The sequence below is a fragment of the Natronosalvus vescus genome, from assembly GCF_023973145.1.
Classification (GTDB): Archaea; Halobacteriota; Halobacteria; order Halobacteriales; family Natrialbaceae; genus Natronosalvus; species Natronosalvus vescus.
Map to the genome: position 1 here is coordinate 2503724 of NZ_CP099546.1, position 22786 is coordinate 2526509.

Annotated in this window: 25 protein-coding genes and 1 pseudogene; 13 read left to right on the forward strand and 13 right to left on the reverse strand. The window is 64.6% G+C overall.

Going from position 1 to position 22786, the window contains the following annotated elements; translation table 11 throughout:
- Entirely contained in the window at positions 1 to 768 is a 768-nt protein-coding gene (gene dapB, locus NGM68_RS11960; protein ID WP_252698376.1) for a 4-hydroxy-tetrahydrodipicolinate reductase, read from the reverse strand.
- Complete coding sequence (gene dapA / locus NGM68_RS11965; protein WP_252698377.1) at positions 768 to 1682, reverse strand: 4-hydroxy-tetrahydrodipicolinate synthase; 915 nt, start codon at positions 1680 to 1682, stop codon at positions 768 to 770. Before dapA ends, dapB begins: the two co-directional genes overlap by 1 nt.
- A 360-nt stretch (positions 1683 to 2042) precedes the next feature.
- On the opposite strand from dapA, the gene NGM68_RS11970 reads away from it, so the two are divergent.
- Together NGM68_RS11970 and NGM68_RS11975 are read left to right on the forward strand one after the other, a co-directional pair.
- Positions 2043 to 2867: a M48 family metallopeptidase gene (locus tag NGM68_RS11970; protein ID WP_252698379.1), complete on the forward strand. Its 825-nt coding sequence runs from the start codon at positions 2043 to 2045 to the stop codon at positions 2865 to 2867.
- A 70-nt stretch (positions 2868 to 2937) separates the two neighbouring features.
- The gene (locus NGM68_RS11975; protein WP_252698380.1) at positions 2938 to 3435 is read left to right on the forward strand and encodes a LabA-like NYN domain-containing protein; all 498 of its coding nucleotides are present in this window, start codon (positions 2938 to 2940) and stop codon (positions 3433 to 3435) included.
- Between the two features lie 20 nt (positions 3436 to 3455).
- Here the strand turns inward: NGM68_RS11975 and NGM68_RS11980 are convergent, their stop codons facing one another.
- A complete protein-coding gene (locus NGM68_RS11980; RefSeq protein WP_252698382.1) occupies positions 3456 to 3926 on the reverse strand; it encodes a M10 family metallopeptidase domain-containing protein in 471 nt (156 codons plus the stop codon).
- 90 nt (positions 3927 to 4016) lie between these two features.
- Complete coding sequence (locus tag NGM68_RS11985) at positions 4017 to 4193, reverse strand: hypothetical protein (RefSeq protein ID WP_252698389.1); 177 nt, start codon at positions 4191 to 4193, stop codon at positions 4017 to 4019.
- Between the two features lie 278 nt (positions 4194 to 4471).
- On the opposite strand from NGM68_RS11985, the gene NGM68_RS11990 reads away from it, so the two are divergent.
- Positions 4472 to 4963, forward strand: a complete 492-nt coding sequence (locus NGM68_RS11990; protein ID WP_252698391.1) for a PUA domain-containing protein — start codon at positions 4472 to 4474, stop codon at positions 4961 to 4963.
- A gap of 106 nt (positions 4964 to 5069) precedes the next feature.
- Positions 5070 to 5699, forward strand: a complete 630-nt coding sequence (locus tag NGM68_RS11995) for an SDR family NAD(P)-dependent oxidoreductase (RefSeq protein ID WP_252698393.1) — start codon at positions 5070 to 5072, stop codon at positions 5697 to 5699.
- A 114-nt stretch (positions 5700 to 5813) separates the two neighbouring features.
- Here the strand turns inward: NGM68_RS11995 and NGM68_RS12000 are convergent, their stop codons facing one another.
- On the reverse strand, positions 5814 to 6611 hold the full coding sequence (locus tag NGM68_RS12000; protein WP_252698394.1) for a class I SAM-dependent methyltransferase: 798 nt from the start codon (positions 6609 to 6611) through the stop codon (positions 5814 to 5816).
- A gap of 133 nt (positions 6612 to 6744) precedes the next feature.
- Between NGM68_RS12000 and NGM68_RS12005 the strand changes: the two genes are divergently transcribed.
- Together NGM68_RS12005 and NGM68_RS12010 are read left to right on the forward strand one after the other, a co-directional pair.
- Positions 6745 to 7155, forward strand: a complete 411-nt coding sequence (locus tag NGM68_RS12005) for a nascent polypeptide-associated complex protein (RefSeq protein ID WP_252698400.1) — start codon at positions 6745 to 6747, stop codon at positions 7153 to 7155.
- A 31-nt stretch (positions 7156 to 7186) separates the two neighbouring features.
- The gene (locus NGM68_RS12010; protein ID WP_425493620.1) at positions 7187 to 7987 is read left to right on the forward strand and encodes a methyltransferase domain-containing protein; all 801 of its coding nucleotides are present in this window, start codon (positions 7187 to 7189) and stop codon (positions 7985 to 7987) included.
- A 111-nt stretch (positions 7988 to 8098) separates the two neighbouring features.
- Here the strand turns inward: NGM68_RS12010 and NGM68_RS12015 are convergent, their stop codons facing one another.
- Both NGM68_RS12015 and NGM68_RS12020 read right to left on the reverse strand, forming a co-directional pair.
- Positions 8099 to 8407 carry a transcription factor S gene (locus tag NGM68_RS12015; protein WP_252698408.1) on the reverse strand — a complete coding sequence of 103 codons (309 nt, stop codon included), beginning with the start codon at positions 8405 to 8407 and terminating at the stop codon, positions 8099 to 8101.
- Positions 8408 to 8535: 128 nt separating this feature from the next.
- Positions 8536 to 8790 (reverse strand): DUF5789 family protein, encoded by a 255-nt coding sequence (locus tag NGM68_RS12020; protein ID WP_252698410.1) that lies wholly within the window; start codon positions 8788 to 8790, stop codon positions 8536 to 8538.
- Positions 8791 to 9400: 610 nt separating this feature from the next.
- Between NGM68_RS12020 and NGM68_RS12025 the strand changes: the two genes are divergently transcribed.
- From NGM68_RS12025 to NGM68_RS12035, 3 genes are all read left to right on the forward strand, one after another.
- Entirely contained in the window at positions 9401 to 10360 is a 960-nt protein-coding gene (locus tag NGM68_RS12025) for a hypothetical protein (RefSeq protein WP_252698412.1), read from the forward strand.
- A gap of 565 nt (positions 10361 to 10925) precedes the next feature.
- Positions 10926 to 12998 carry a right-handed parallel beta-helix repeat-containing protein gene (locus NGM68_RS12030; protein ID WP_252698414.1) on the forward strand — a complete coding sequence of 691 codons (2073 nt, stop codon included), beginning with the start codon at positions 10926 to 10928 and terminating at the stop codon, positions 12996 to 12998.
- 237 nt (positions 12999 to 13235) lie between these two features.
- Positions 13236 to 14033, forward strand: a complete 798-nt coding sequence (locus tag NGM68_RS12035; protein WP_252698415.1) for a class I SAM-dependent methyltransferase — start codon at positions 13236 to 13238, stop codon at positions 14031 to 14033.
- A gap of 117 nt (positions 14034 to 14150) precedes the next feature.
- Here NGM68_RS12035 and NGM68_RS12040 read toward each other — a convergent pair whose 3' ends face one another.
- From NGM68_RS12040 to NGM68_RS12055, 4 genes and pseudogenes are all read right to left on the reverse strand, one after another.
- Positions 14151 to 14492 carry a tRNA-binding protein gene (locus tag NGM68_RS12040; RefSeq protein WP_252698417.1) on the reverse strand — a complete coding sequence of 114 codons (342 nt, stop codon included), beginning with the start codon at positions 14490 to 14492 and terminating at the stop codon, positions 14151 to 14153.
- 82 nt (positions 14493 to 14574) lie between these two features.
- Positions 14575 to 15372: pseudogene (thiD, locus tag NGM68_RS12045) on the reverse strand (bifunctional hydroxymethylpyrimidine kinase/phosphomethylpyrimidine kinase); the annotation flags it as partial.
- A gap of 34 nt (positions 15373 to 15406) precedes the next feature.
- On the reverse strand, positions 15407 to 16447 hold the full coding sequence (locus NGM68_RS12050) for an AIR synthase family protein (protein WP_252698429.1): 1041 nt from the start codon (positions 16445 to 16447) through the stop codon (positions 15407 to 15409).
- Positions 16448 to 16656: 209 nt separating this feature from the next.
- On the reverse strand, positions 16657 to 17694 hold the full coding sequence (locus NGM68_RS12055; protein WP_252698431.1) for an AIR synthase family protein: 1038 nt from the start codon (positions 17692 to 17694) through the stop codon (positions 16657 to 16659).
- A gap of 144 nt (positions 17695 to 17838) precedes the next feature.
- Between NGM68_RS12055 and NGM68_RS12060 the strand changes: the two genes are divergently transcribed.
- The 4 genes from NGM68_RS12060 to NGM68_RS12070 all read left to right on the forward strand — a co-directional run bounded on the left by NGM68_RS12060 (position 17839) and on the right by NGM68_RS12070 (position 20749).
- A complete protein-coding gene (locus NGM68_RS12060) occupies positions 17839 to 18708 on the forward strand; it encodes a dihydrodipicolinate synthase family protein (protein ID WP_252698433.1) in 870 nt (289 codons plus the stop codon).
- A 211-nt stretch (positions 18709 to 18919) separates the two neighbouring features.
- Positions 18920 to 20032 carry a putative sulfate/molybdate transporter gene (locus tag NGM68_RS12065; RefSeq protein ID WP_252698435.1) on the forward strand — a complete coding sequence of 371 codons (1113 nt, stop codon included), beginning with the start codon at positions 18920 to 18922 and terminating at the stop codon, positions 20030 to 20032.
- Positions 20033 to 20160: 128 nt separating this feature from the next.
- A complete protein-coding gene (locus NGM68_RS18205; RefSeq protein ID WP_256469883.1) occupies positions 20161 to 20283 on the forward strand; it encodes a hypothetical protein in 123 nt (40 codons plus the stop codon).
- Positions 20276 to 20749, forward strand: coding sequence for a DUF7384 family protein (locus tag NGM68_RS12070; protein ID WP_252698436.1), 474 nt, complete (start codon positions 20276 to 20278; stop codon positions 20747 to 20749). The genes NGM68_RS18205 and NGM68_RS12070 overlap by 8 nt, the downstream gene beginning before the upstream one ends.
- 93 nt (positions 20750 to 20842) lie before the next feature.
- Here the strand turns inward: NGM68_RS12070 and NGM68_RS12075 are convergent, their stop codons facing one another.
- Both NGM68_RS12075 and rdgB read right to left on the reverse strand, forming a co-directional pair.
- Positions 20843 to 21679: an SDR family NAD(P)-dependent oxidoreductase gene (locus NGM68_RS12075; protein WP_252698441.1), complete on the reverse strand. Its 837-nt coding sequence runs from the start codon at positions 21677 to 21679 to the stop codon at positions 20843 to 20845.
- Between the two features lie 410 nt (positions 21680 to 22089).
- The gene (gene rdgB, locus NGM68_RS12080) at positions 22090 to 22695 is read right to left on the reverse strand and encodes an RdgB/HAM1 family non-canonical purine NTP pyrophosphatase (protein WP_252698448.1); all 606 of its coding nucleotides are present in this window, start codon (positions 22693 to 22695) and stop codon (positions 22090 to 22092) included.
- Positions 22696 to 22786 lie beyond the last annotated feature (91 nt).

A 22786-nucleotide genomic window follows, 5' to 3' on the forward strand; every position in this document is an offset into this window, starting at 1 on the left:
TCATGCAGCGATCACGTCCGAAAAGTCGTACTGTCCGGGATCCTGGTCGGCGAGCCAGACGGCCGCGTCGACGGCGCCGGCGGCGAACACGCCGCGGTCTTCGGCGCGGTGGGTGAGCCGCAGTTCCTCGTGGTTACCGGCGATCACGATCTCGTGTTCGCCGGTGACGTCTCCCGCTCTGAGAGCGTGGACGCCGATCTCGCCCCGTTCGCGTGGCTGGTCGCCCTCCCGACCGTGGGTTCGACCGGTGAAGTCGCCGGCGGCTTCGATCTCCTCGAGCAGTCGGTTGGCCGTCCCGCTCGGGGCGTCTCGCTTGCCGTTGTGGTGCGTCTCGACGAGTTCGACGTCGTAGCCCGGGAGGCTCGCGACGGCGTCGCCGATGATGTCGACGAGCGTCTGCACGCCGCGGGCGAAGTTGGGTGCGTGCAACAGGGGAATCTGTTCGCCGTACGACTCGAGTTGGTCGCGTTCACCGGCCGAAAACCCGGTGGTGCCGGTGACGAAGGCCACGCCGGCCTCCGCGCAGGCGGCGGCGTACTCGAGGGCCGATTCGGGGCCGGTGAAGTCGACGACGACCCCGGGCTCGCGCTCGGCCAGTAGGGGACCGAACTCGAGGGCGGATTCGATCTCGACGTCGCCAATTCGTTCGGGGTCGGGACGCCGGTTGACGGCGAAGGCCACCTCGCAGTCGGGACGTTCCGCGACGATGGCGAGGACGCGTCGGCCCATGCGGCCCGCGGCCCCCGTGATCCCGACCCGGATTGCCATCACTCGGCCTCCGCCCGGGAGACGGGACGGTTCTCCAGATCCTCGAGTACGGCCTCGAGGTGGTCGCGGTGTTCCTCGTCGAGTCGGGTGAGCGGCGAGCGCATCCGCGCCGGGCCGTAGCCGCGGATTTCCATGGCTTCGTTCACGGGGATCGGGTTGGTCTCGACGAACAGCGCGCGCATCAGCGGGCCGAGTTCGTGGTGGATCGCGCGTGCGCGCTCGTAGTCCCCCTCGAGGGCGGCTCCGACCTTCGCGACGGTTCGCTCGGGTTCGATGTTGGCGACGACGCTGATCGCACCGTTGCCGCCGACCGAGAGGATCGGGACGTTGAGCGGGTCGTCACCCGAGAGGACGGCGAAGTCCTGATCGGTCGTCCGCTCGACGATCTCGCCGATCGCGCCGAGGTCACCTTCGGCGGCCTTGTACCCCGCGATGTTTGGATGGCTCGCGAGGTCGACGACCGTGTCGGGTTCGATCGTTCGGCCCGTCCGGGACGGGACGTTGTAGACGATCTGTGGGACGTCGACCGCGTCGGCAATCGTCCGGTAGTGCTCGAGCAGTCCCTGTTGTTCGGGCTTGTTGTAGTACGGCGAGATCAGGAGGAGGCCGTCCGCGCCGGCGTCCGCCGCGCGTTCGGAAAGCTCCAGGGCCTCGCGGGTGTTGTTCGAGCCGGTACCGGCGATGACCGGTACGTCGTCGACGGCGTCGATCACCGCCTCCACGACGCGAACGTGTTCGTCGTGGGTCAGGGTGGCCGATTCGCCGGTCGAGCCGACGGGAACGAGTCCGTCGACGCCGGCAGCCTCGAGGCGCCGGGCGTCAGCTTGCAGTGTGTCGAAGTCGATGCGTTCGTCGGCGTCGAACGGCGTACACATCGCCGGAAAGACGCCAGTGAAGTCGATGTCGTGTGTCATTGGTCTGGATCTGGATGCTGTGGTGTGGTCGAAGCGATGCAGCCGATCCGGCTACCGCTTCTCGGTGGTAGTTCTGGTGTGCGTTCGATCCGGGTCGCGCCCAGGACGAGGATGCCAGCCTCGCAGCGAGCGCTCTCACGCACGTTTTTTCGATTTTGTGGGGGAAAAACGGGAAGCCGCGCCGCTCGAGGACATCGGGCGAGTCTCGAGTGGGGCGCGGCGCATACACAGTGTACGGAAGCCGGGGGACTTATCGGTTGTGACTTTCGTCAAATGCTGCCGCGTGTGCTACCACGAAACACGACAACGCTTCGGAGTTCCCGCGGCATTTATAGGTTCGAATTGCTTACTGTGGGGTGTATGACTGACTTTGGATTGAAAGTTCGAATGGCCGTCGTGGGAGCGATCCTGTTTGGTTTCTACATGCTCGTCGCGACGTTCGGCCTGATGATGCTCGGCCCGGGTGCGTGGCCGATCGTCCTCATCGGGATCCTGATCCTGCCGGTAATCCAGTACAAAATCGGCAAGTGGGCGGCCCTCAGAGGGGCCGAGGAGATGCCCGAGGAGGGACAGTTCCAGCAGATTCACTTCATGACCGAATCGCTGAGCCGGAAGATGGGCATCGACAAGCCCAAACTGATGGTCATGGACATGGGTACGCCCAACGCCTTCGCCACCGGCCGCAAAGGCGCCGGCGTCGTCGTCGTCTCGACCGAACTGATCCAGTTGCTCGACCAGGACGAACTCGAGGGCGTCATCGCCCACGAACTCGCCCACATCAAAAACCGGGACGTCGTCGCCATGGTGGTCGGCAGTTCGATCGCCATGATGGTCGGCTACGTCGCCTACTTCGCGGTGCTGTTCGGCGGCCAGCGCAACATCGCCACCTACGTCCTCGCCATGGTCGCCTCGATGCTGGCGAACATGCTCGTGATGATCTTCGTGCTCGCCATCTCCCGATACCGCGAGTACGTCGCCGACGACGACGCCCGGCAGGCGATCGGCTCCGGCGACCCCCTCGCACGCGCCCTCGAGAAGATTTCACGTGGCGCGCAGGGCCGCGAGTCGAAACTCGAGGACAGTGTCAACGCGATGGCGATCTTCAACGCCGACACGAGCCTCCTGTCCCAGTTGTTTGCGACCCACCCGCCGGCCGAAAAACGCATCCAGAAACTCCGGAACTAACCCGGTCGAGTAATTTTCACCCCTCACATCGAGGGAAGCGGTTTTGACACTGGGCCACAGAGAGATCGGTATGTCGGATATCCATCCGGGCCAACGCGTCGCGGTGCTCGTCGACGCGCAGAACCTGTACCACACGGCCCAGAGTATTTATAGCCGCAATATCGACTACTCGGAACTGCTCGAGGGGGCGGTCGGCGAACGCCAACTCTCGCGGGCGATCGCCTACGTCATCCGCGCCGACTCGCCCGAAGAGGAGAGTTTCTTCGAGGCGCTGTACGATATCGGCTTCGAGACGAAGATCAAGGACATCAAGCGATTTTCGGACGGAACGAAGAAGGCCGACTGGGACGTCGGGATGAGTCTCGACGCCGTTACGCTCGCCAACCACGTGGACGCGATGGTGCTCTGTACGGGGGACGGCGACTTCTCGCGACTCTGTTCGCACCTTCGTCACGAGGGCGTGAAAGTCGAGGTGATGGCTTTCGAGGCCTCGACGGCCGAAGAACTGATCGCGGCCGCCGACGACTTCGAGGATCTGGGGTCGGATCACGAGACGTACCTGCTGTAGCGCGTGTGATAACGGGAGGATCAGGGGCGGAACTCTCCGTGATATCTTTGCAGTTTCTCACGGGCGCACGTAGAGAAGTCGAACGAGAGGTAGTAGTTCCCGTCGCGTCTCTCGGGATAGAGTCCCCCGCAGGCGCATTGATCAGCGGAGAACTGTCCCCGCTCGTCCACCCACGCGTAGGTACTCACCATCGGGCTTGCAACAGTGCCCTCGTCTATACTCTCGATCGATCCGTGTTCGTGTGCCAGTCCCAGCACGTGACCGATTTCGTGGAGGAGCACCTGCATGACCTGCATTGAGGACTCGTATGGCACGATGTCGGCAATTTCGGCTCGCGGTGGGACGCGTTCGAGATAGCGGGCCCCGCCAACGGACGCGAGATTGTACACCCCAATCCCGGTTGGCGCGTGCTCCATCGCCCCGTCTGTCACGAGCAGGTTGACGTCGGTAACGGGATCAATGCCATTTGTTCCCTGATGTCCGTGGAGCACTCGTCGTGGCCACTCACCACTCCTCGTGACACCGTACCCGTGCTCGGTCTGTACGGGTACGACGCCACCAAACGACAGGTCGACCCCGTCTTAGACTGCCGTGAACGCCGTTTCGACGTACTCCGTGATGCGGTCGTGTACCTCGTAGTCGGCACCTCGGTCACTGAGCCAGTATCGAATCTCGATCGATTCACGTGGCTGTCGCCTGGCGTACCAGACGCCTCCCCCGACGCCCCCCAGGGCAGCGAGGAATCGTCGTCGCCTCACTCGTTCATACTCGGTAATCGGACAGTTATACCTTTTTTCGCTCACGCCTGTGATTCACTTCGAGCGACTCGAGTTAACGACAGACTCGAGTCAACGACGATCGGTTCACTCTGCTCGAGTCAACCGACTGGCCTGGAATCGCTCCACTCGAGCGTCTGAGAACCACTCTACTCGAGCGTCTGATCAGACCGCACGCCAGAATCCGACACTTGCACCGACGTCCCCCGGGAACGGACGAACTCGAAGGGCTTTCCTCACGCCACCGCGAACGACCGACAATGACCCAGCACGCTGGCGACGGTGCGGGCGAGGCGTACGCCGACCTCCGAACCATCGCCGACTACCAGTTCGGTGCCGGGGCCGGCGAGGCGTTGTTTCCCGCCGACGAATCCCTGCGCATCGAACGCACGACCTCCGGTCGTCCCCAGCAGATTCACGCCGACGCCGGCCGCCTCGTCTCCTTCGGTACCGACGGCCGGTTCACCCTCGGACTTGAGGGTGGGCGACGACTGCAAGAGGTCCTCGAGCACCCGGCCTATCGCGTCGTCGTAGACGACGAGAGCGAACCGTTCGTTCGCGACGGCAAGAACGTCTTCTCGAAGTTCGTGCTCGAGGCCGGCCCCGAGATTCGGCCCGGCGACGAGGTGCTCGTGGTTCACGAGCGGGGCGACCTGCTCGCGGTCGGGCGGGCGGAACTCGACGGGGAGTCGATCCTGGATTTCGAGACGGGGATGGCGGTGAACGTTCGGAGCGGTGCAGAATCTGTCTGAGGGGGACTGAAGTCGGCGCAGGGAATTAGAGCGGCGTTCGTGTTCGTTTTCCTACTGATACTGGTTTCAGGAATCGTTTACCTCCCCTCGAGTTCTCGGTTTACCTATGACGAACACGCTGTGGATTCTGGGCGGATCGGGGGACATCGGCCGCGCCGTTGCCCGTCGGTTCGGTGACGAGGGGCGGTCAGTGTGGCTGAGCGCCCGTACACCTGCTCGACTGCAGGATGCCGCCGACGAACTGGTCGCCGACGGCATCGACGCACGAGCGACCCGGGCGGATGCGGCACGGCGGGATGACGTGACGCGTGCGGTGCCCCGACTCGAGGAACTGACGGACTCCGTGACGGTGTTCGTCTACAACATCACCCCGCAACACGATCCCGACGAGCGGCCGCTCGAGGGGTACCTCCGCCACACGGTCGAGGGGTTCGCGACCGCCGTGGATGCGCTGTTCGACGCCGGGATGGGGGCCGAGCAGGTGGTCGTCCCGACTAGCTCGAGGGCCCGGAATCCGGATCGCCTCTCACCGGCTTCGTACGCGGCGAAACAGGCGTTGTTCGGCTACCTCCGGGGGATCAGTTCTGAGCGAGAGACGACGGGAACGGTACTGTGGCTGGGTCGACGCGGAACGGAGACCGATTGGCGATGGCTGCGCCCCCAGGAGATGGCCGAGAGTGCCTGGGAATCCTACGAGGATCGACCCGACGAACTGCTCGTGGGGGATCTGTACTGACTCCTACTTATTGTCCACCGTCAACCTACGTTCGCGGAGTAACTCGAGGTACCGATGAGCACCAGGGTTACATCGCCACGCCCGAACTGACCGTTCGGGGCGTCGTCGACCGGTTTACTCGAGCAAACGCGCTCGGATCAAACACTTGTGGTTCGCGAACGACTCCACCCGTCCGTCCACCTCCTCGATATCGAAAGCGGCTTTCGCGTCGGGGCTCGCCTCCCGAAGCAGCCGTTCGACCTCCTCTCGAGGCTCGCCCGTACACGACTGGCCGTCGGCCCAGTCCTCGAAGTCGAGGCGCTTTTTCATGCGCTCGGTCGTCTCGATCTCGAACCCAGCGGCGCGCAGCCACTCGAGCCACCGCTTGATCGTGTAACACTCGACGTGGGTCGGATCGCGAAGCCGCTCGACGCGGTTGATGAACGTCCCGAGCGACTCGTCCTCGGGGGCTACCGAGTCCTCGAAGGCAAACGTGCCGCCGGGCTCGAGGACGCGGGCGACTGCCGAGACGAATTCGACGGGATCGGGAAAGTGGTGGGCCGCAATGCGACAGGTGACCGCATCGAAGGCTCCGGACGCGAACGGCAGGCGCTCGGCGTCGACGACCGCCCCCTCGAGTCCGTCGTACGCCTCGAGCGTCGTCGCGACCATCGACGGGGCGGCGTCGGCGGCGATTACGGAGTTGACGCCCCGGTCGGCGACCGCGCCCGCGGTGTGTCCGGCACCAGTCGCGACGTCCAACGCCCTCGTCGCGTCTCTGCACCAGTCGGCTAGCCGCTCGAGGTCGGCCCCTCGGCGGTGGACGTCGCTCTCGAGGTAGTGTGCCGCGGCGTCGTCGAACGCGGCGGCGGTCGCCCGCTTTCGTTCGTTGGCGGGGCCATCCGATTCGTTATCCACGGCGTCGTCGTCCATATTCTCGGTGGGTTCGCGGGGGCCGTGAACGTACCGTTTGGAACGACTTTTCGCCCCGAGAACGGGTAACCAGGCCGGCGACGTCGGGTACGGTTCCGGTGGGTTTTTGGCCGCGGCTGGCCACGTCTCGAGTATGTTCGGAGGAGGCGGCGGACTCAACCCGCGAAAGATGGAACAGATGATGAAGCAAATGGGCATCGACGTCGACGAACTCGACGCCGAGGAGGTCATCATCCGGACGGCGGAACACGACCTCGTATTCACCGACGCGGACGTCACGAAGATGGACGCACGCGGCCAGGAGACCTACCAGGTCATCGGCACCCCCGAGGAGCGCGAGCGCGGGAGCGCCGGTGACGCCGGTGGCGCTGGTGGCGACGCCGACGCCGGATTCGAGGACGACGGTGGATCCTCGGGGAGCGCCATCCCGGACTCCGACATCGAAATCGTCGCCGCCCGAACTGGCGTCAGCGAGGACGAGGCCCGCGACGCGCTCGAGGCCGTCGACGGTGACCTCGCCGCTGCGGTCGACCGACTCGAGTAAGCCGTTTCCTGTATCTATCGTGACGACACCAATCGACGGCGAGACTGATGACTCGAGTGGATCCGACGGCGAGGCCCAATCCGACGACAACATCGACCGTCCACCCGTCGTCCTCATCCACGACGATCGAGAACACCTGGTACAGCCTGGCGAGGAGTTCGGCTCCGATCTCGGCGTGCTCGAGGTACCACCAGACGTCGAACCAGGGCAGGTACTCGAGACTCACCTGGGATCCGAGTTTCGCGTCCGTCGACTCCGCGGCCCGGATCTCTTCCATCACTTCGAACGCACCGGCGCGCCGATGGTGCCCCGCGACGTGGGGTTGATCATCGGCGAGACAGGCGTCGGCGTCGGCGACCGCGTTCTGGACACCGGCACCGGGACGGGCGTGCTTGCCGCATCGCTGGCCCGTGCGGGCGCGTCGGTCGTGAGCTACGAACGCGACCCCGACTTCGCCGACGTGGCCCGGGAGAACATGGCGCTGGGCGGCGTCGACTCGGACGTGGACGTGCGAACGGGCGATCTTCGGGACGATCTCGAGGATCTCTCGGCTGGCCCGGGATTCGACGTGCTCACACTCGATACGGGGAACGCCCCGGAAATCGTCGCCCACGCGCCCGACCTCCTCGTCGAGGGTGGGTTCGTGGCCGTCTACAGTCCCTTCGTGGAGACGGCCAGGGCGGCGACCGAGACTGCTCGGGAAGCAGGGCTCTCGGGAATCGTCACGCGCGAAACCATCCAGCGGGAAATGACCTTCGACGAGCGCGGCTCCCGGCCGTCGACGGCTCCCGTCGGTCACACCGGCTATCTGTTGATCGCTCGATCGGAGTGACCGGCTGTCGCGTTTTCGCTTTCGGCTGTCGCTGTTCGACCGGTAGTCCCTCTTCCCGCTCGAGTCATTGGTTGTCGGTAGGAAGCGCCGACTCGAAACGGATGAGTATAATTAGTTGTCGTCCTCGCGCCACTTGTACTCACAGGCGGTGCAGATGAAAAAGCGCGTCTCGGACTCGTCTGCCGAGCGGATCTGCTGGAGATACCAGTAGGCTTCCTCGTTCCCACACTCGGGACAGCGGGTTTCCGTTTTAGGGAGGGCGGATTCCTCGGAGGATTCGATCACTTCGGAGGCTTCCTGGTCTTCCGTGACGATGTAGGCGTCGCTGTTGCCTTTCGGCTTCGTGAAGTCACAGCTGCCACAGACCCACAGTCCGTCGTCCGCTTTCATCATCGAGCCGCATTCGTCGCAGAACTCCATGTATCCGGCTACAGCGGTCGAGACACATTAATGGCGCGTTCTCCCGCTGGGCGCTGGCCGACCGCGGCCATCTCGAGCGACGGCAGGAATTGATCGGGGATGCTGGAGCGACGATCTCGGTTGGGTGGCTACCCCTCTCCTTCCGACTGGTACGGCTCGCCGATGGCTTCCCGCGGGAGCACGTTGTACAACGAGTCTTCGAGGGCATCTGCGGAGTCGTACTCGTCGCTGTGCGTGTCCGCAATGGCGTCTCCCAGGTTGGTTTCGCCGTCCGCCAGCAACAACGTCACGTCGTCGAACGCGCTAGCGGCCTCCGCCCGAGAGACAGGGTAAGGGAGTTCCTCGAGGATCTGTTCGACCCGGCTGAGTTTGACCTCGTCCATACCTCAAGTGTCGACTCCCCCGGCCTTGTACTGTGCTGGCTATTCACATGAGTGTCAGTTCCGGTGATGCATTGGTGTCCCGCGAGGGCGCTCGTTCCGTCGATAGGACGTCGACTACGTTGGTGTCGTGGCGATAGGGCGTCGACTGCGTTGGTGTCATACGCGCGAGCACGCATTCGCGCATTATGCAATAAATCGCCTCGAGGATCAGCTAATCGGCTCGAGGTCAGTGGAGGATCGACACGACCCCGGTGAAGCCCGTCCCCCGGTAGGTCGACGTATCGGGCTCAGTTGCCAACTGTTTCATTCGGTAGTAGTGGCTTACACGTACAGCGGAATTCGTATGATCGTGTTACGACCGGTTCGAGCGTCGTAATCCCTGCATACAGGAGAGCGATAGCGCTATCAGAGGGAAAATGATTGCCTGGAAGCGCGTAATCGTCGCTTATTCGGCCGACGGAGGCCTGTCCAATCGATCCGTATGTTCTTCTCTACCTGATCATTCGTCCAAAAAATCGTGAACGAACAGTCTGGTTCGAACTACAATATGTAAATTTAATGAATGTGCAACGAAAAAGTTTATGTGTGAAAGGCCAGGTTACGCAAATGCATGGCGAAGAAGTCTCCCACTACCGACGTTGAATCTTCGACTTCCACCCGTAATTCGGTCTTACCCCGCCGATCGTACCTCCGTTCGATCGCGACGGCCGCTGTCGCGACGGCCGCGGTCGGTGCTGGCACCGCTGCCGTGGCGGCCGACACCGACGACTACGAGACGGTGACACTCGATGCCGGTGAGGATCTCCTGGTCACACTCGAGGACGGCGAGACGCTGGAGAACGTGCTGTACGACTGCACGGCCGAGGGTGCGCGCGTGACGATCGCCGCGCACGCGACCGACTGGACGGTTCGCAACGTCGGTATCAAGGGCGAGTTCGACAACGGCGCGCCGGACGCCGCGTTCGGCATCTCCGACGTCGGCGGCGGCTCGAGCACGATCGAGAACGTTTACGTCGCCGACGGCGCGGTTCACGGTTCCCAGGCAGTCGGCGAAACGGCGTTCTGGGTCGCTCCGGATCACAACGGACACATCGATTTCAAGCGCGTCAACGTTCAGAACTTCCCAGACAACGGCATCTACGCCTCCGCGCCCGCCGGTAAGGGCGGCGGCTCGATCCACATCGATCAGTGTTTCGCGGCGAACAACTACGTCTCCAACTTCCGGATCGGTTCTGAAGGCAGCGCCGTGACGAACTCCAACGTCTACGTCGACCGTGACGGCTACGGCGGTCGCGGGATCTGGGTCTGGTCACCCGGCACCTGCGAGATCGAGAACTGCCAGCTCGACATCAACGGCCACAATTACGCGATCGACGCCGGGGCGAACGGCAACGGTACGACGGTCGAGGTCGAAGAAACCGACTACAGTACGGACTTCCACGGTGGGGTCAACGAGACGGCTGGCTCGACGGTTCACCTCGGCGACGACGTCGGGACGGATCCCGATCCGGTCATTCCCAACGGCGTTCCAGAAACGCCCGAGGAGGCGGCGGCTGGCGACGACGCCTGATTCGACGATCATACGACGCTGACGTGTGCGGTGGTTCCTGCTGACGCGTGCGGTGCGCCCTCCTACGCCTGGTGCATACACCGATTCGGTGCAATTCGGTCTCGCTGTTTTCCCGGCTTGCTGCTGACTCACAAGAGGCGGTATTTTTGTTTTCGTACGGCTCCTAATGTCTGTTTCCAGACGTCGCACGTACGCTCACCTCTTCTCTCGCGTGTGAACTCGAGCACTGCCTATTCCAGTGTTCGACGGAACCTCTTGCTCCTGCTTCCGGTAATCGCTCCGTGATAGTCTCCGTTCCCGAGGGGTAGTAGCTCGTTACCCGGATGTTACTCACTCGAGCAGAACTATCTCGAAGGTGGATACATCGATTCGTTCGGGCTAATTCGGGCGTCTGGCCTGGTAATACCATATTAGACGTCTTGCTTCCCCAAGTTGAGATATAAAGAATTGTGGGAGTTCAACCATAGTTTCTTCGAGATAAATTCTCACAACTGTTAGTATCTGTAAAATCAACTGTTAATATCTACGGAAGATTTATGTTGGTATGTCCGGATTACCAACTTGCATGGCACGCGACTCTTCGGAACTGGATAGCGACGATTTGGCCGCAGGATGCGACGAAAACGGCGATTTTACCGGTAATAACGGATTACTCCACCGACGAAGCTACCTGAAGCTCGCCTCGGCGAGCGCGATCGCGAGCACGGCGATCGCCGCAGGCGCAGGCAGCGCCGCCGCGTCGGAGTACGACGTCATTTCCGTCGGTGCGGGACAACGACGCGTAATCAACGTCGACTCGAACGAGACGCTCGAGAACGTGTTGATCGATTGTACGGCTACTGGTGCGCGCGTGACGATCGCCGCCCACGGCACGAACTGGACGATCCGAAACGTCGGGATCAAAGGACGTGTGACCGGAACGAACGCGACGTTTGGTGTCTCCGACCGGGGCGGCAACACCTCGCGCATCGAGAACGTCTACATCGGCGACGGCGCGACGAGCGGCCACCGCCACGGACTCGGCATCTGGGTCGCCCCCCAGCACAGCGGGCACATCGACATCGACCGGGTCAACATTCAGGAGATGGGTGACAACTCGTTTTACTGCTCCGCGCCGATGCACGGCGGTGCCGGTGGGACGGTCGACCTGTCGAACTGTTACTCCCGGGACTCCTGGGTCTCTCACTTCCGCCTCGGCGAGGGCTCGGTGACGAACTGTACCGCCGTCAACACGGCCGCACACAAAAACGGCCGTGGCGTCTGGGCCTGGGCACCCGGCATGGTCACCGTGGAGGACTGTCAGCTCGCGACGGGCGGTCGCCACTACGCGGTCGTCGCCGGGGCAAACGGCCGAGGAACCAGCGTCCACATGCGTAACACGCAGTACGACACCGGATTCAACGGCGGTCTCAGGCGGACGAGCGGCGCGACGATCGACCTCCAGTCGGGCAACGGCACGAACCCGCGCGATATGGTCCCCGACGGCTGTCCGACCAGCGCGGAGGAAGCCGCGGGCGGGTCGGCGTCCTCGAGCGCCGACGGTCAGAGCCAGGCGAGCGGTCAGGAGTCCACCTCGAGTCTGCCGAACACCATCGTCTTCGACGGCCGCGAGGCGACGGCCGAGACGACCGAGTACGAGTTCACGGCCAGCGGTGCGGTCGAACCCAGCACGGACGACGACGCGACGATCGACGCCGAAGCCCAGGTCGACGGGAGCCACGCCGAGGGTGTCGTCGCCAACTACCTCGACGCCTTCCGTTTCGAGGGGTCGATCGTGTCCCTCCGCGTCGACGGCGACGCAGCGGTTCGGGTCAATGGCGTCGAGATCGACCCCAACCGGTTCGACGACCGACTCGAGAACGTCCTGCTCGTCGAGGGCAGTGACGAGTCGGCTTCCCGGTACGAGTTCACCGTCGACGGCGAGCTCGTTCCCTCGACCGACGAGGGCGCGACGATCGACGACGGGCTCGAACTCGAGGACGGCCACGTCCAGGGAACCGTCGCCAACTGGCGCGACGCCTTCCGGTTCGATGGCGACCTCGAGCAACTGACGATCGACGGGCCGGCCACGGCTATTCTCAACGGCGAGGAGATCGACCCCAGCGACTACGGCGTCGACCGTCCGAACGTTCTCGAGATCGAGGGTACCGGCGAGCCTGCGAGCTTCGAAGTGACCGTCGACGGGACGATCGCCTACGACGGCGACGATGTCGAGGACGTGACGGTCGTCTCCGGGACGACGGTGCAGAGTTCGATCACCGACTCGACCCAGCGATTCACCTACTCGGGCGCGCTCACCGACGTCACGTTCACCGACGGTGACGCAACGGTTCGAGTCAACGATGACGCCGTCGACGTCGCGGACATCGGCGACCACGAACTGCTCCCTCACGCGATCGTTATCGACGGGACGGAGACAGACGATCCGGCAACGTACTCCTTCAGAACCACCGGGAACGTCGTGAAATCCGACTATCGGAACGCCTCGATCGACGAGGACGACATCATCGAGGGTCGGGCCGTCCGCGGTGCCGTCGGCAACTGGCTCGACGCCTACTGGTTCGACGGCGAGGTCGAGGACGTGACCGTCCTCGGTGACGCCGACGTCGACATCGTCTACAATGCCCGCGATCAGTAGACCATAGACACCGTCCCGACCTGACCACTCTCGCTGTCGCATCAGTATCGAGGTGAGACTCGCGCTTTGAGGACGCGTCTTCTGGATACCGGGGTGCGATCAGGAGAACGGGTGTCCGACGTGCCGAACGTATCTGCTACGCATTTTATCATTCCTACTTATATAATGGCGATTATACTTCCGGGAAATTGGTCAATACTAATGACTTTGAGCCCAGTTTTTCGGCACTGAAGGGAAATGAACGAGATCGAAGTAGGCCAGTATTTTGATACAGCGTCAGAAACATACACGCACGAGAAATCCGTAGAAGAAATCAGTTCCTGGCCCATCGTCGATGAGTTTATCGCCGACCTGAGTAGCGAGGGCGACCGGCTGCTGGAGATTGGGTGTGGCGACGGACTCTTGCTCGAGTACGCGTTGAACCAAACTGACGTGACGGAGGCGTACGGACTGGATCTCTCGACGACGATGCTCCCCGACCCGAACGACGCCGTTCAGGCCCGCTATGTCCAGGGATCAGCAACGGATCTCCCGCTGCCGTTCGAGCCGGAATCGTTCGAGTTTGTCGTCATGAGTGATGTTCTTCACCACCTCGTTGGAGCGAACCGGTCGCAGTCGAAACTGAAAGCTCAAGCCGCATTGATCGAGGCGGTGAACCTCCTGAAGGAGGGAGGCCATCTCATCATCAAAGACATTTATCACCCGAGCCACGTTGGGCCCGACAAACTGGTACCGTACGCCATTTTTTACGGGCTCAAGTACTTCGTCGAGATCGCCTCTGCAATCGACGAGGAAGCCACACGGGGGCTATTGGTATCGTTTTACACGGCGGACGAACTGGTTGAGATGCTCCAGCAGGCCGGAACGACGGTCGTGAAAGAAGAAGAGGTCAGTCGAGGCAAGCAGAAAACCGTGGTGAGGCGCGCTCTCATTGGCGAGTCGACCTGTATCCGATTGTACGCCAGAAAGCAATCGAGACAATTGGAACGAGCTCGTAGTTCTCATAATACCCACCGAAAGTCAAAACATACCTGATCGCAATCAGGGGATACGATCCGTGTATACCTCGTTGCAGTTGCTGCTCTATTTATTTGGATACTTTGGTGATGAACCGAATTATGTGGGGAAGCGATTCACGTACAAATCGTATGCTCAGTACAACACGCCGCCGAGGGGGATTTCGCTCCCGACTTCGAAATCGGGCGTCACCAGTACCGGATACCCGTCCTCGCTCGGGACGCCGACGGTGAGTACCTCGGATGTGAATCCGGCGATCCGAACCGAGCCGAGGGTCGTCGCACACAGCACCTGTCGCCCGACCAGTTCCTCGGGGTCGTAGTGGTAGTCGTGCTGGCCGGCCGACTGCACCGTGCCGTGTTCTTCGCCGAGATCGATCCAGAGCTTCGTCATGTACTCCTTTCGCGCCTCGGGGAACGCCTCCGCGCGGACGACCTCACCGACGACGATCTCGACGTCGAATGGGCTTTCGGGCATGCGTCGAGTCAGGGCCGCCGGCGGCATAATCGTGCTGGCAGGGGCGAGTGCTACCGCGGTTGCACGTCACCCTTCACTCGAGCAGGTCGACGAACGGATTCACCGCACCGGGCCCCCGGCCCACGTCGTAGTGGGAGCGGACGGCTCGCCCGACGAACGCGGTCGACGCCTCGACGGCGGACTCGAGGCCTTCCCCGCGTGCCAGTCTGGCGGCAATCGCCGCCGAGAGAGTACACCCCGAGCCGTGGGTCGCTTCGGTGTCGATCCGTGGGTGGGTGAACGTCGTGGCGCCATCGGGAGTAACCAGCAGGTCACGAACGGTGTCGCCCGGGACGTGGCCGCCTTTTACCAGCGCCGCGTCGACGCCGAGGTTGAGCAGGGCGTCCCCGGCGGCACGGGCACTCTCAGCGTCCTCGACCAACACGTCGGTCAGCACCTCGGCTTCGTCGGCGTTGGGGGTGACGAACGTGGCTTCGGTCAGCAGGTGTTCGTAGGCCGCCTCCGCTTCGGGATCGAGCAACCTGTCGCCCGAGGTGGCGACCATGACGGGATCGACGACGACCGGCACCTCGAGTTCGGCCGCGTGGTCGGCGACGAGATCCACGATTTCGGCGGTCGCGAGCATCCCCGTCTTGACCGCCCGGACGTCGAAATCGTCGGTGACGGCGCGAATCTGGGCGTCGATTTCCTCGAGCGGGAGGACGTGTGCGGACTCGACGCCGCGGGTGTGCTGGGCCGTCACCGCCGTGATGGCCGTCGTCCCGAAGACCCGGTGGGCGGCCATCGTCTGGATGTCGGCCTGGATGCCCGCGCCGCCACCGGAATCGCTGCCGGCGACGGTGAGCGCGACCGGTCGCGAAATCGGCGTGGCTCGTTCCATCAGCGGTCACCTCCACTCGAGGCGTGTTCGGCCATCACCACTCACCTCCGCTCGAGGCGTGTTCGGCCATCGCCTCGAACGCACCCCAGAACGGGTCGGTTCCCGGGTGGTCGATCGACTCGCCGTCGACGGTCACGCCGCTCCCGTCGGTGACCTCGCCGACGATCGCTGCGGGAATCCCCTCGTTCTCGAGGGCCGAGAGGACGTCGTCGACGCCTTCGGGGGCGACCGTCGCCAACAGGGTGCCCTCGCTGATCGAGATCCAGGGATCGATGCCGACGGCGTCGCAGGTCTCGAGCACGCCGGACAGGACGGGAATTCGGTCGCGTTCGATCGCCATGCCGACGCCGGCGGCCCGGGCCATCTCGAAGAGGCCGCCGTAGACGCCGCCCTCGGTGGCGTCGTGCATCGCGGTGACGGCATCCCCGGCGACCGAGGCCGTGAGCATCGCCTCCTGGATAGGACTCATGTCGAAGTAGCGGTCTTTCGCCGCCTCGAGCACGTGGGGTGCGAGGTCGTCGGCGAGGACATCCCCGTACTGGATGGCCATGAGGCCGGTCGCCTCGACGGCCGGCCCTTTGGTAACGACGACGTGATCGCCTGGCTGGGCACCGTCTGGACGGATTAGATCCTCCATATCGCCGACGGCGAGTGCGGTAGCGCCGCCGACCATGGGGTAGTTGCACCCGGCGTAGCGAGCAGTGTGTCCGGTGACGACCGAGACGCCGAGGTCGCGAGCCTCGCGGTCGAACGTCTCCCAGACCGTCGCGAACTCCTCGTCGGTGATCTCGGGCGGGAGGTTGAAGTCGATGCTCAGGTACGCCGGCTCGAGCCCGGAGACGGCGACGTCGCTGAACAGGATGTGGAAGGCGAACCACGCGGCCCGCTCGAAGCCGAGCGAGGGCATGATGAACACCGGATCGGTCGCCATCGCGACGGCTCGTCCGCCGACGTCGATCACGCCGAAGTCGACGCCGTGGGCCGGCGAGAGCCGGACGTCCTCGCGGTCGGCACCGAGGTTCGGGTAGATGTACTCCTCGAAGAACGCGCGGTCGGCTTTGCCGAGTTCGTCCATACTGGTGGTATTACTTGGTTGTACAAATGGCTACTGCCTCGGCTGCTGTATGGTCTCGAGATCCTGTGGGTCAGTGATACTGGACGATTTCTGCCCCTGATCGTCGGATCGAGACCGGCGTGTTGGTTCGGTTCGTTCCGTCGGCTCTGCTCGAGGTGGCTCGAGACGACTCGAGTTGGTTCCACCTGCGCCCTGCTCCTGTGGAAGCCCTACTCGTCGGCCAGTCTGGCGTACACGTCCCAGGACGGATCGGTTTCGGGGTGGGGGAGGGGCTCGCCGTCGACGACGACTGCGGGGGCGTCCGCGTCGCGCTCGTGAACCGTCCCGATGGGGGCGACGGTCGTTCTGCGGCCCTCGAGCGCTGCCAGTACGTCGTCGACGCCCTCCGGGTCGACGGCCAGGACGAGCGAGCCACAGCTGGTGGCCGTCCAGGGGTCGAACGCGAGGGCGTCACACACCGATTCGACTGCGGGTCGCAGGGGAACGGCCGACCGCTCGACGTCGAACTGGGTGTTCGAGCCGGTCGCCATCTCGTTGAGCGCACCGGCGAGCCCGCCCTCGGTAACGTCGTGTATCGCCCGCACCGGGCCGGCCGCGGCAGCCGTGAGCGCGTCCCGAACGCAGTAGACGTCGTCGAGGCAGGACTGGGCGGCCTCGAGCGTCGTCCCCGAGACGCCGACGCGCTCGCCGAAGAGGGTGCTCAACAGGCCGACGGCTTCGACGGCGGGGCCGGTGGTCACGAGCAGGCGGTCGCCGGGTCGAGCGCCGTCGGGGCGGATTACCTCGGCGTGGTCGCCGACGCCGAGGACGGTAGCCGCTCCGACCCATGGGTACGCACAGTCGGAATAGCGGGCGGTGTGGCCCGTCGTCACCGCGACGCCGAGATCGGCGCACTCGGCGTGGATGGTCTTCCAGACGGTGGCAAACTCGGCGTCTGTCATCTCCGGGGGGAGCGTGAAACAGATCGAGAGGTGGCTCGGTGGGATCCCGCTGACGGCGACGTCCGCCAGGATCAGGTCGAGGGCGAACCGCGCCGCCCGCTCGAAACCGAGGTCGGGAAGAATCGACACGGGGTCGGTCGCCATCGCGACGGCCTGGTCGCCGACGTCGACCACCCCGAAGTCGACGCCGTGAGTCGGCCCGAGGGCGACGTCCTCGCGATCGGCACCGAGACGGGTCGCCACGTGGCGGTCGAAGAACGACCGGTCGATCTTGCCGAGGGCGGGCTCTGAATCGGGATCAGTCACGACCGTCGGTTCTCGAGGCGCGGGCTTAGAATTGCTGATCTGACGGGACACGTGGTCGGTCGCCGGCTGTCGTCCGGTGGCTACAGTGGTGACGTCACCTGCCGCGACCCCTCGAGATAAACCCCCGCCGACCGAACGGCCGCTATGCACGGCACTGGCGTCCCACTGGCAACGCCGTTTACCGAGGCGGGAGCAGTCGACCACGACGCGCTGGCGTCGCTCACTACCTGGCTCGAGGACGGCGGGGTCGACTTCTTCGTCCCCTGTGGCTCGACCGGCGAAGCACCGCTTTTGACCCTCGAGGAACGGACGCGGGTCGTCGAGACCGTCGCGGCCGCTACTGACAAGCCGGTGCTCGCGGGCACCGGTCACGAGGGGTTCGAGCCGACGCTCGAGGCGACCGAGCGCGCCGCCGAAAGTGGTGCCGATGCGGCGCTCGTGGTCACCCCTTCGTACTACGGCAGCGACGACGCCGCGCTGGGGCGATACTACCGGGAACTGGCCGACGCGTCGCCGATCCCGATCTACTGCTACAGCGTCCCGAAGTTCACCGATCACGCGCTCTCGCCGCGAACGGTCGAGTCGCTGGCGAGCCACGAGAACGTCGCCGGGATCAAGGACTCGAGTGGCAGCCTCGAGTCGATACAGCGACTCGTCCGGTTCACGGACGATGCGGACTTTTCGGTGCTCGTCGGTAGCGGCAGCGTTTATGCAGCGGCGCTCGACACGGGTGCAGCGGGTGGGGTGCTGGCGCTGGCCAACGCCGTCCCCGAGCGAGCCGCGACGGTGTTCGAGCGCCACCGGGGTGGGGATGTCGATGGGGCACGGTCGCTGAACGCCGACCTTGTCGAACTCAATCGCGCGATCACAGCGCGCTACGGCGTGCCGGGCGTGAAAGCGGTGCTGTCGCTCCGGGGCCAGCCTGTCGGATCGCCGCGACGGCCGCTCGAGCCAGTCGACGACGACGTGGAGGCCGAACTCGAGACGTTGCTATCGGTTGCGCTCGAGGCCTGACGCTGTCGACTGCGCTCGAGGGCGACGCTGGCAACAATGCTCGAGGTTCAATGCGGACGGACTCGCATTTTCTCGCGGTGTTCGGAACGACTGGTGTAACTGGTTTGGTGCAGCTGGTTTGGTGTAACTGCTTTCGGTTGCGTATACGGCATCTCTTACCCGCCCTCGGTTGCGAAACTGCTACCCCAACTGAGGCCGTTCGTTTGTTCTAATGGCACTCTCGAGCGTCGACCTCCCGGGACGCCCCATCGAGTTCACCGTCTCGGAGGTAACCGGTGCAATTGGGGATTCGGTTACGGTCGTTCCACTCATCGTGGCCCTCGCCGCGACGACCGACGTCTCGTTGGCCCACATTTTCGTCGGCTTCGGCGTCTTCCAGATCGTCTGGGGACTGGTGTACGGGATGCCGATGTCGCTTGAGCCGATGAAGGCGCTGGTCGGACTGGCAATCGTCGGGTCGCTGTCGGCCCCCGAACTGGCCGGAGCCGGGTTGCTCGCCGGGGCCGCGTTGCTGGTCGCCGGCCGGATGGGGCTCGTCGGCCGACTCGAGGCGATCGTCGGCGAACCCGTAGTACGGGGGATCCAGCTGGCCGTCGCCCTCTTGCTCCTCGAGGCCGCGTTCGACCTCTCGATGGCGTCGATGCCCGTGGCGCTCCTGGGCGTCGCCCTCGTGATCGCTCTTTCCCTGGTCGGGTTTCGGCGGGCGAGCGCGCTCGTCGTCCTCGGGATCGGCGGTGGCGTCGCCGTCTTCGCCTACGGCGTTCCAACGCCACGACTCCCTGCGCTGGCGATCTTCCCGAGCGGGGTTCCCACCCTCACGACCGGTGCGCTCGAGGGGATGGTCGCCCAGCTGGGAATGACTCTCGGGAACGCCGCCATCGCGACGGCGCTGCTGTCCGCGGATCTGTACGACCGACGAGTGTCGCCGGACGACCTCGCCCAGAGCATGGGAGCGACGTGTCTCGCGGCGATTCCCGCCGGGGGCCTGCCAATGTGTCACGGCAGCGGTGGCCTCGCCGGAAAGTACGCCTTCGGGGCCCGGACGGCCGGGGCGAACCTTATCCTCGGCGGGGGCTACCTCGCGCTCGCGCTCGTCGTCACCGGGGGTCTCCTCGCGGCGTTCCCGCTCGCGCTACTCGGCGTCTTGCTCGCCGTAGTCGCGGTCGAACTCGGGCGGAGCGCGCTGGCCCCGCTGTCCGGTTCCCGCGAGTGGGCGGTCGTCCTCGGGGTCGCCCTCGTGGGCGCGTTCGTCAACATCGGCATCGCCCTGGTGGCCGGCCTCCTCGTGTGGCTGGTACTCGAGCAGGCGTCGACAGGGGCGTGAAACCGCTACCAGTAATCCGGTTTCACCCATCAGTTCGGACTTGGATAGCACGAGCGCTCGAGTGGTGGGAAGCATTGGTACTCGAGCGACGGGAAGGGCTTTTTCCTCGCGCACGCGAGTAACGAGATATGACCGAGAGTGGTATGACCGAGAACTGGCAAGCGCTGTTCGAGCGCGGGGCGACGTTCGACGTCGATCGGGAGGCGATCGCGACGGCGCTGGCAACGCGGCGGGAGGACGACGATGCCTGAGCAGCCGAACCCGGCCCGGGTGGTCGCCGACGCGGACGTGCTCGCGGCCGATGTCTTCCTCGGCGGGCCGGCCCGGGAGGCCATGGATCAGGTTCGGCGTCACTCCTGGGTCGAGCTGGTCGCCTCCGACGAGTTGCTTGCGGATACGGAAGCGATCGTCGCCGAGCTGGGGGATCGCGACCTGGCGGCGGCCCACCGCGAGCGACTCGAGGCCGAGCGCGTCCGGGTCGAACAGCCACCGGGGGATCACCCCGCGCTGGCTTCGGCCTACCAGGGCCGGGCCGCCCACCTGCTGTCGTTCGACGACCGGCTCACGTCGGCGAAAGCCGGGCTCACCCTCCAGCCACGGGTGTCTGTGAGCGTGCGGCCGCCCGACGCGTTCGCCACGCTGTTCGATCCCGAGAGCCTCTACGAGGCAGTCGAAGGCGGTTCGTATCCGGGGCCGGATCGGAATCCGCGCGCGTGAGCGGTCGTCAGTAATCGGCTGGGGCTTGTGAACCGGTGCTCGAGCAGCAACTGGCAGCGAGGCCGCGAGCGATGTCGCTCGGTCTCGAGACGCTCACTCCTGTTTCCGCCAGGGAATCACACCGGGGACGACCACCCACCGTCCGAAGCGACGCCGCAGGCGATGGGGGAGCAGGCGGGCGAACGTGGCGAGGATCCGGTTTCGGCGGCCGGGAATCACCATCCCGTCACCGCGCTTTGCGCCCCGATAGCCCGCCGCCGCGACCCGTTCGGGGGTGAGCATGAATCGACGCTCAAGCCACGACGACCCCCGACCGCTGCGGTCGTGGATGCCCGTCGAGACGGGCCCGGGACAGAGGGTCGTGACGGTGACGCCTGAATCCCGGCACTCCTCGGCGATGGACTCGGTAGCGGAGACGAGCGCGGCCTTGCTCGCGTGGTAGCCGGCCATGTACGGCCCCGGCTGGAAGGCGGCCGTCGAGGCTACGGTGAGGATGAGCCCGTCGTTTCGCTCGCGCATGGGCGGCAGAAACTGGCTGATGAGCGCGAGCGGAGCTTCGACGTTGACCCGCAGGAGGTTACGTTCGGTCTCGAGGTCACTCTCGGCATACGGGCCGTAGGTCGCCGTGGCGGCGTTGTTCACCAGGGCGTCGATCCGGATCTCGCGTTCGAGGAGGTGATCGCGGATTCGCTCGGGGGCGTCGGACTCGACGAGGTCGATCGAAATCGCCGTGACGGCGACGTCGTACTCGTCGTGGAGGTTCCGGGCCGCTGCCTCGAGTCGTTCCTCGTCTCGAGCGACCAGCACCAGCTCCCAGCCGTCGGCGGCGAACTCGGCGGCCAGGGCGCGACCGATGCCGCGGCTACCGCCGGTGATGAGGGCCGTTTTTGGGTGGCGCTGGTCGCTCGAGCCCGACTCCTGAGTGGGCATGCTCGAGGGTAGGAGGGTGGGATCGAAAAAGCGCGGGGGTTCTCGTGTGTGTGGATCTATTGGGTTGGGCGTGCTGCGAACAATCGAATCGCAGTGTAATCACCGCGAAAGCCCCTGGCACGCTCGACCCACCGGGGCTCCATGCGCGCGCTCGCGTCGCTCGCGTGCTTTAGTCGCCCGGGAGGGATCGACCGCGCCAGCCCCTTTCATTCCCACCCATGTCAGCTGGCCGAACAGGCATTGCGGGTGGGAATGAGGGGCTTTCGCGGTGTTCGATGCGGTTACAGATCAGTCTGTGTGTACGCTGACCACCACTCTTTGACCACTATTGATTCGAACTTTCAGTCGTTGACCACGCACGCGAGGACTCGAGCGTATGAGCTGAGAGCAGTACGACCTGAACCGGATCGTCAGCGTTCGGCGTACCAGTCGGCGAACGTTGCCAGGGCGCGTCCGCGGTGGGAGATGGCGTTTTTCTTCGCGGCGGTCATCTCCGCGAGCGTCTGGCCGTTGTACTCGAAGATTGGGTCGTAGCCGAAGCCGCCCTCGCCGCGGGGGGCGACGAGCGTTCCGGCGACCGAGCCCTCGAAGGTTTCGACGCCGTCGGCGTCGGCGTAGGCGAGGACGGTTCGGAAGTGTGCCCGGCGGTCGTCCTCTGCTTCGCTTTCGGCGAGTCGCCACAGCCGTTCGACGCCGACGGTGTGCTGGACGTAGGCCGCGTAGGGGCCGGGAAAGCCGCCCAGCGCGTCGACGAACAGGCCGGTGTCGTCGACGAGGACGCCCTCGAGGTCGCGATCCGGATCGTCCTCTCTGAGGGCGTCGTAGGCCTCTCGAGCACCTCGAGTGGCGATGTCGGCGAGCTCGTCGCTCTGGATTTCGGTGTAGTCGTAGCGTACCTGTTCGACGTGTGCCAGGCCCTCGAGGTACTCGCGGGCTTCCTCGACTTTGCCCTCGTTGCTGGTGACGAATTTGATCGTCGGGATCGAGGCCGAGGTCGGGTTCGCGGTCGGGGTCATACTCGATGGCCTGTCTGGGAGGGTCAAAGCGTCGTCGGTTGCCGTCGTCCAGATCGCCGTCTCCGCTATTCTTTTGCCGCCGGCGACTGAG

Coding starts and splice junctions, on each gene's coding strand:
- NGM68_RS12050 (WP_252698429.1), bottom strand. CDS start 16,447: ATGGACGAACTCGGCAAAGCCGACCGCGCGTTCTTCGAGGAGTACATC.
- NGM68_RS11995 (WP_252698393.1), top strand. CDS start 5,070: ATGACGAACACGCTGTGGATTCTGGGCGGATCGGGGGACATCGGCCGC.
- NGM68_RS11970 (WP_252698379.1), top strand. CDS start 2,043: ATGACTGACTTTGGATTGAAAGTTCGAATGGCCGTCGTGGGAGCGATC.
- dapA (WP_252698377.1), bottom strand. CDS start 1,682: ATGACACACGACATCGACTTCACTGGCGTCTTTCCGGCGATGTGTACG.
- NGM68_RS11975 (WP_252698380.1), top strand. CDS start 2,938: ATGTCGGATATCCATCCGGGCCAACGCGTCGCGGTGCTCGTCGACGCG.
- NGM68_RS12040 (WP_252698417.1), bottom strand. CDS start 14,492: ATGCCCGAAAGCCCATTCGACGTCGAGATCGTCGTCGGTGAGGTCGTC.
- NGM68_RS12000 (WP_252698394.1), bottom strand. CDS start 6,611: ATGGACGACGACGCCGTGGATAACGAATCGGATGGCCCCGCCAACGAA.
- NGM68_RS12025 (WP_252698412.1), top strand. CDS start 9,401: ATGGCGAAGAAGTCTCCCACTACCGACGTTGAATCTTCGACTTCCACC.
- NGM68_RS12030 (WP_252698414.1), top strand. CDS start 10,926: ATGGCACGCGACTCTTCGGAACTGGATAGCGACGATTTGGCCGCAGGA.
- NGM68_RS12070 (WP_252698436.1), top strand. CDS start 20,276: ATGCCTGAGCAGCCGAACCCGGCCCGGGTGGTCGCCGACGCGGACGTG.
- NGM68_RS12020 (WP_252698410.1), bottom strand. CDS start 8,790: ATGGACGAGGTCAAACTCAGCCGGGTCGAACAGATCCTCGAGGAACTC.
- rdgB (WP_252698448.1), bottom strand. CDS start 22,695: ATGACCCCGACCGCGAACCCGACCTCGGCCTCGATCCCGACGATCAAA.
- dapB (WP_252698376.1), bottom strand. CDS start 768: ATGGCAATCCGGGTCGGGATCACGGGGGCCGCGGGCCGCATGGGCCGA.
- NGM68_RS12075 (WP_252698441.1), bottom strand. CDS start 21,679: ATGCCCACTCAGGAGTCGGGCTCGAGCGACCAGCGCCACCCAAAAACG.
- NGM68_RS11990 (WP_252698391.1), top strand. CDS start 4,472: ATGACCCAGCACGCTGGCGACGGTGCGGGCGAGGCGTACGCCGACCTC.
- NGM68_RS12005 (WP_252698400.1), top strand. CDS start 6,745: ATGTTCGGAGGAGGCGGCGGACTCAACCCGCGAAAGATGGAACAGATG.
- NGM68_RS12015 (WP_252698408.1), bottom strand. CDS start 8,407: ATGGAGTTCTGCGACGAATGCGGCTCGATGATGAAAGCGGACGACGGA.
- NGM68_RS12035 (WP_252698415.1), top strand. CDS start 13,236: ATGAACGAGATCGAAGTAGGCCAGTATTTTGATACAGCGTCAGAAACA.
- NGM68_RS12065 (WP_252698435.1), top strand. CDS start 18,920: ATGGCACTCTCGAGCGTCGACCTCCCGGGACGCCCCATCGAGTTCACC.
- NGM68_RS12060 (WP_252698433.1), top strand. CDS start 17,839: ATGCACGGCACTGGCGTCCCACTGGCAACGCCGTTTACCGAGGCGGGA.
- NGM68_RS18205 (WP_256469883.1), top strand. CDS start 20,161: ATGACCGAGAGTGGTATGACCGAGAACTGGCAAGCGCTGTTCGAGCGC.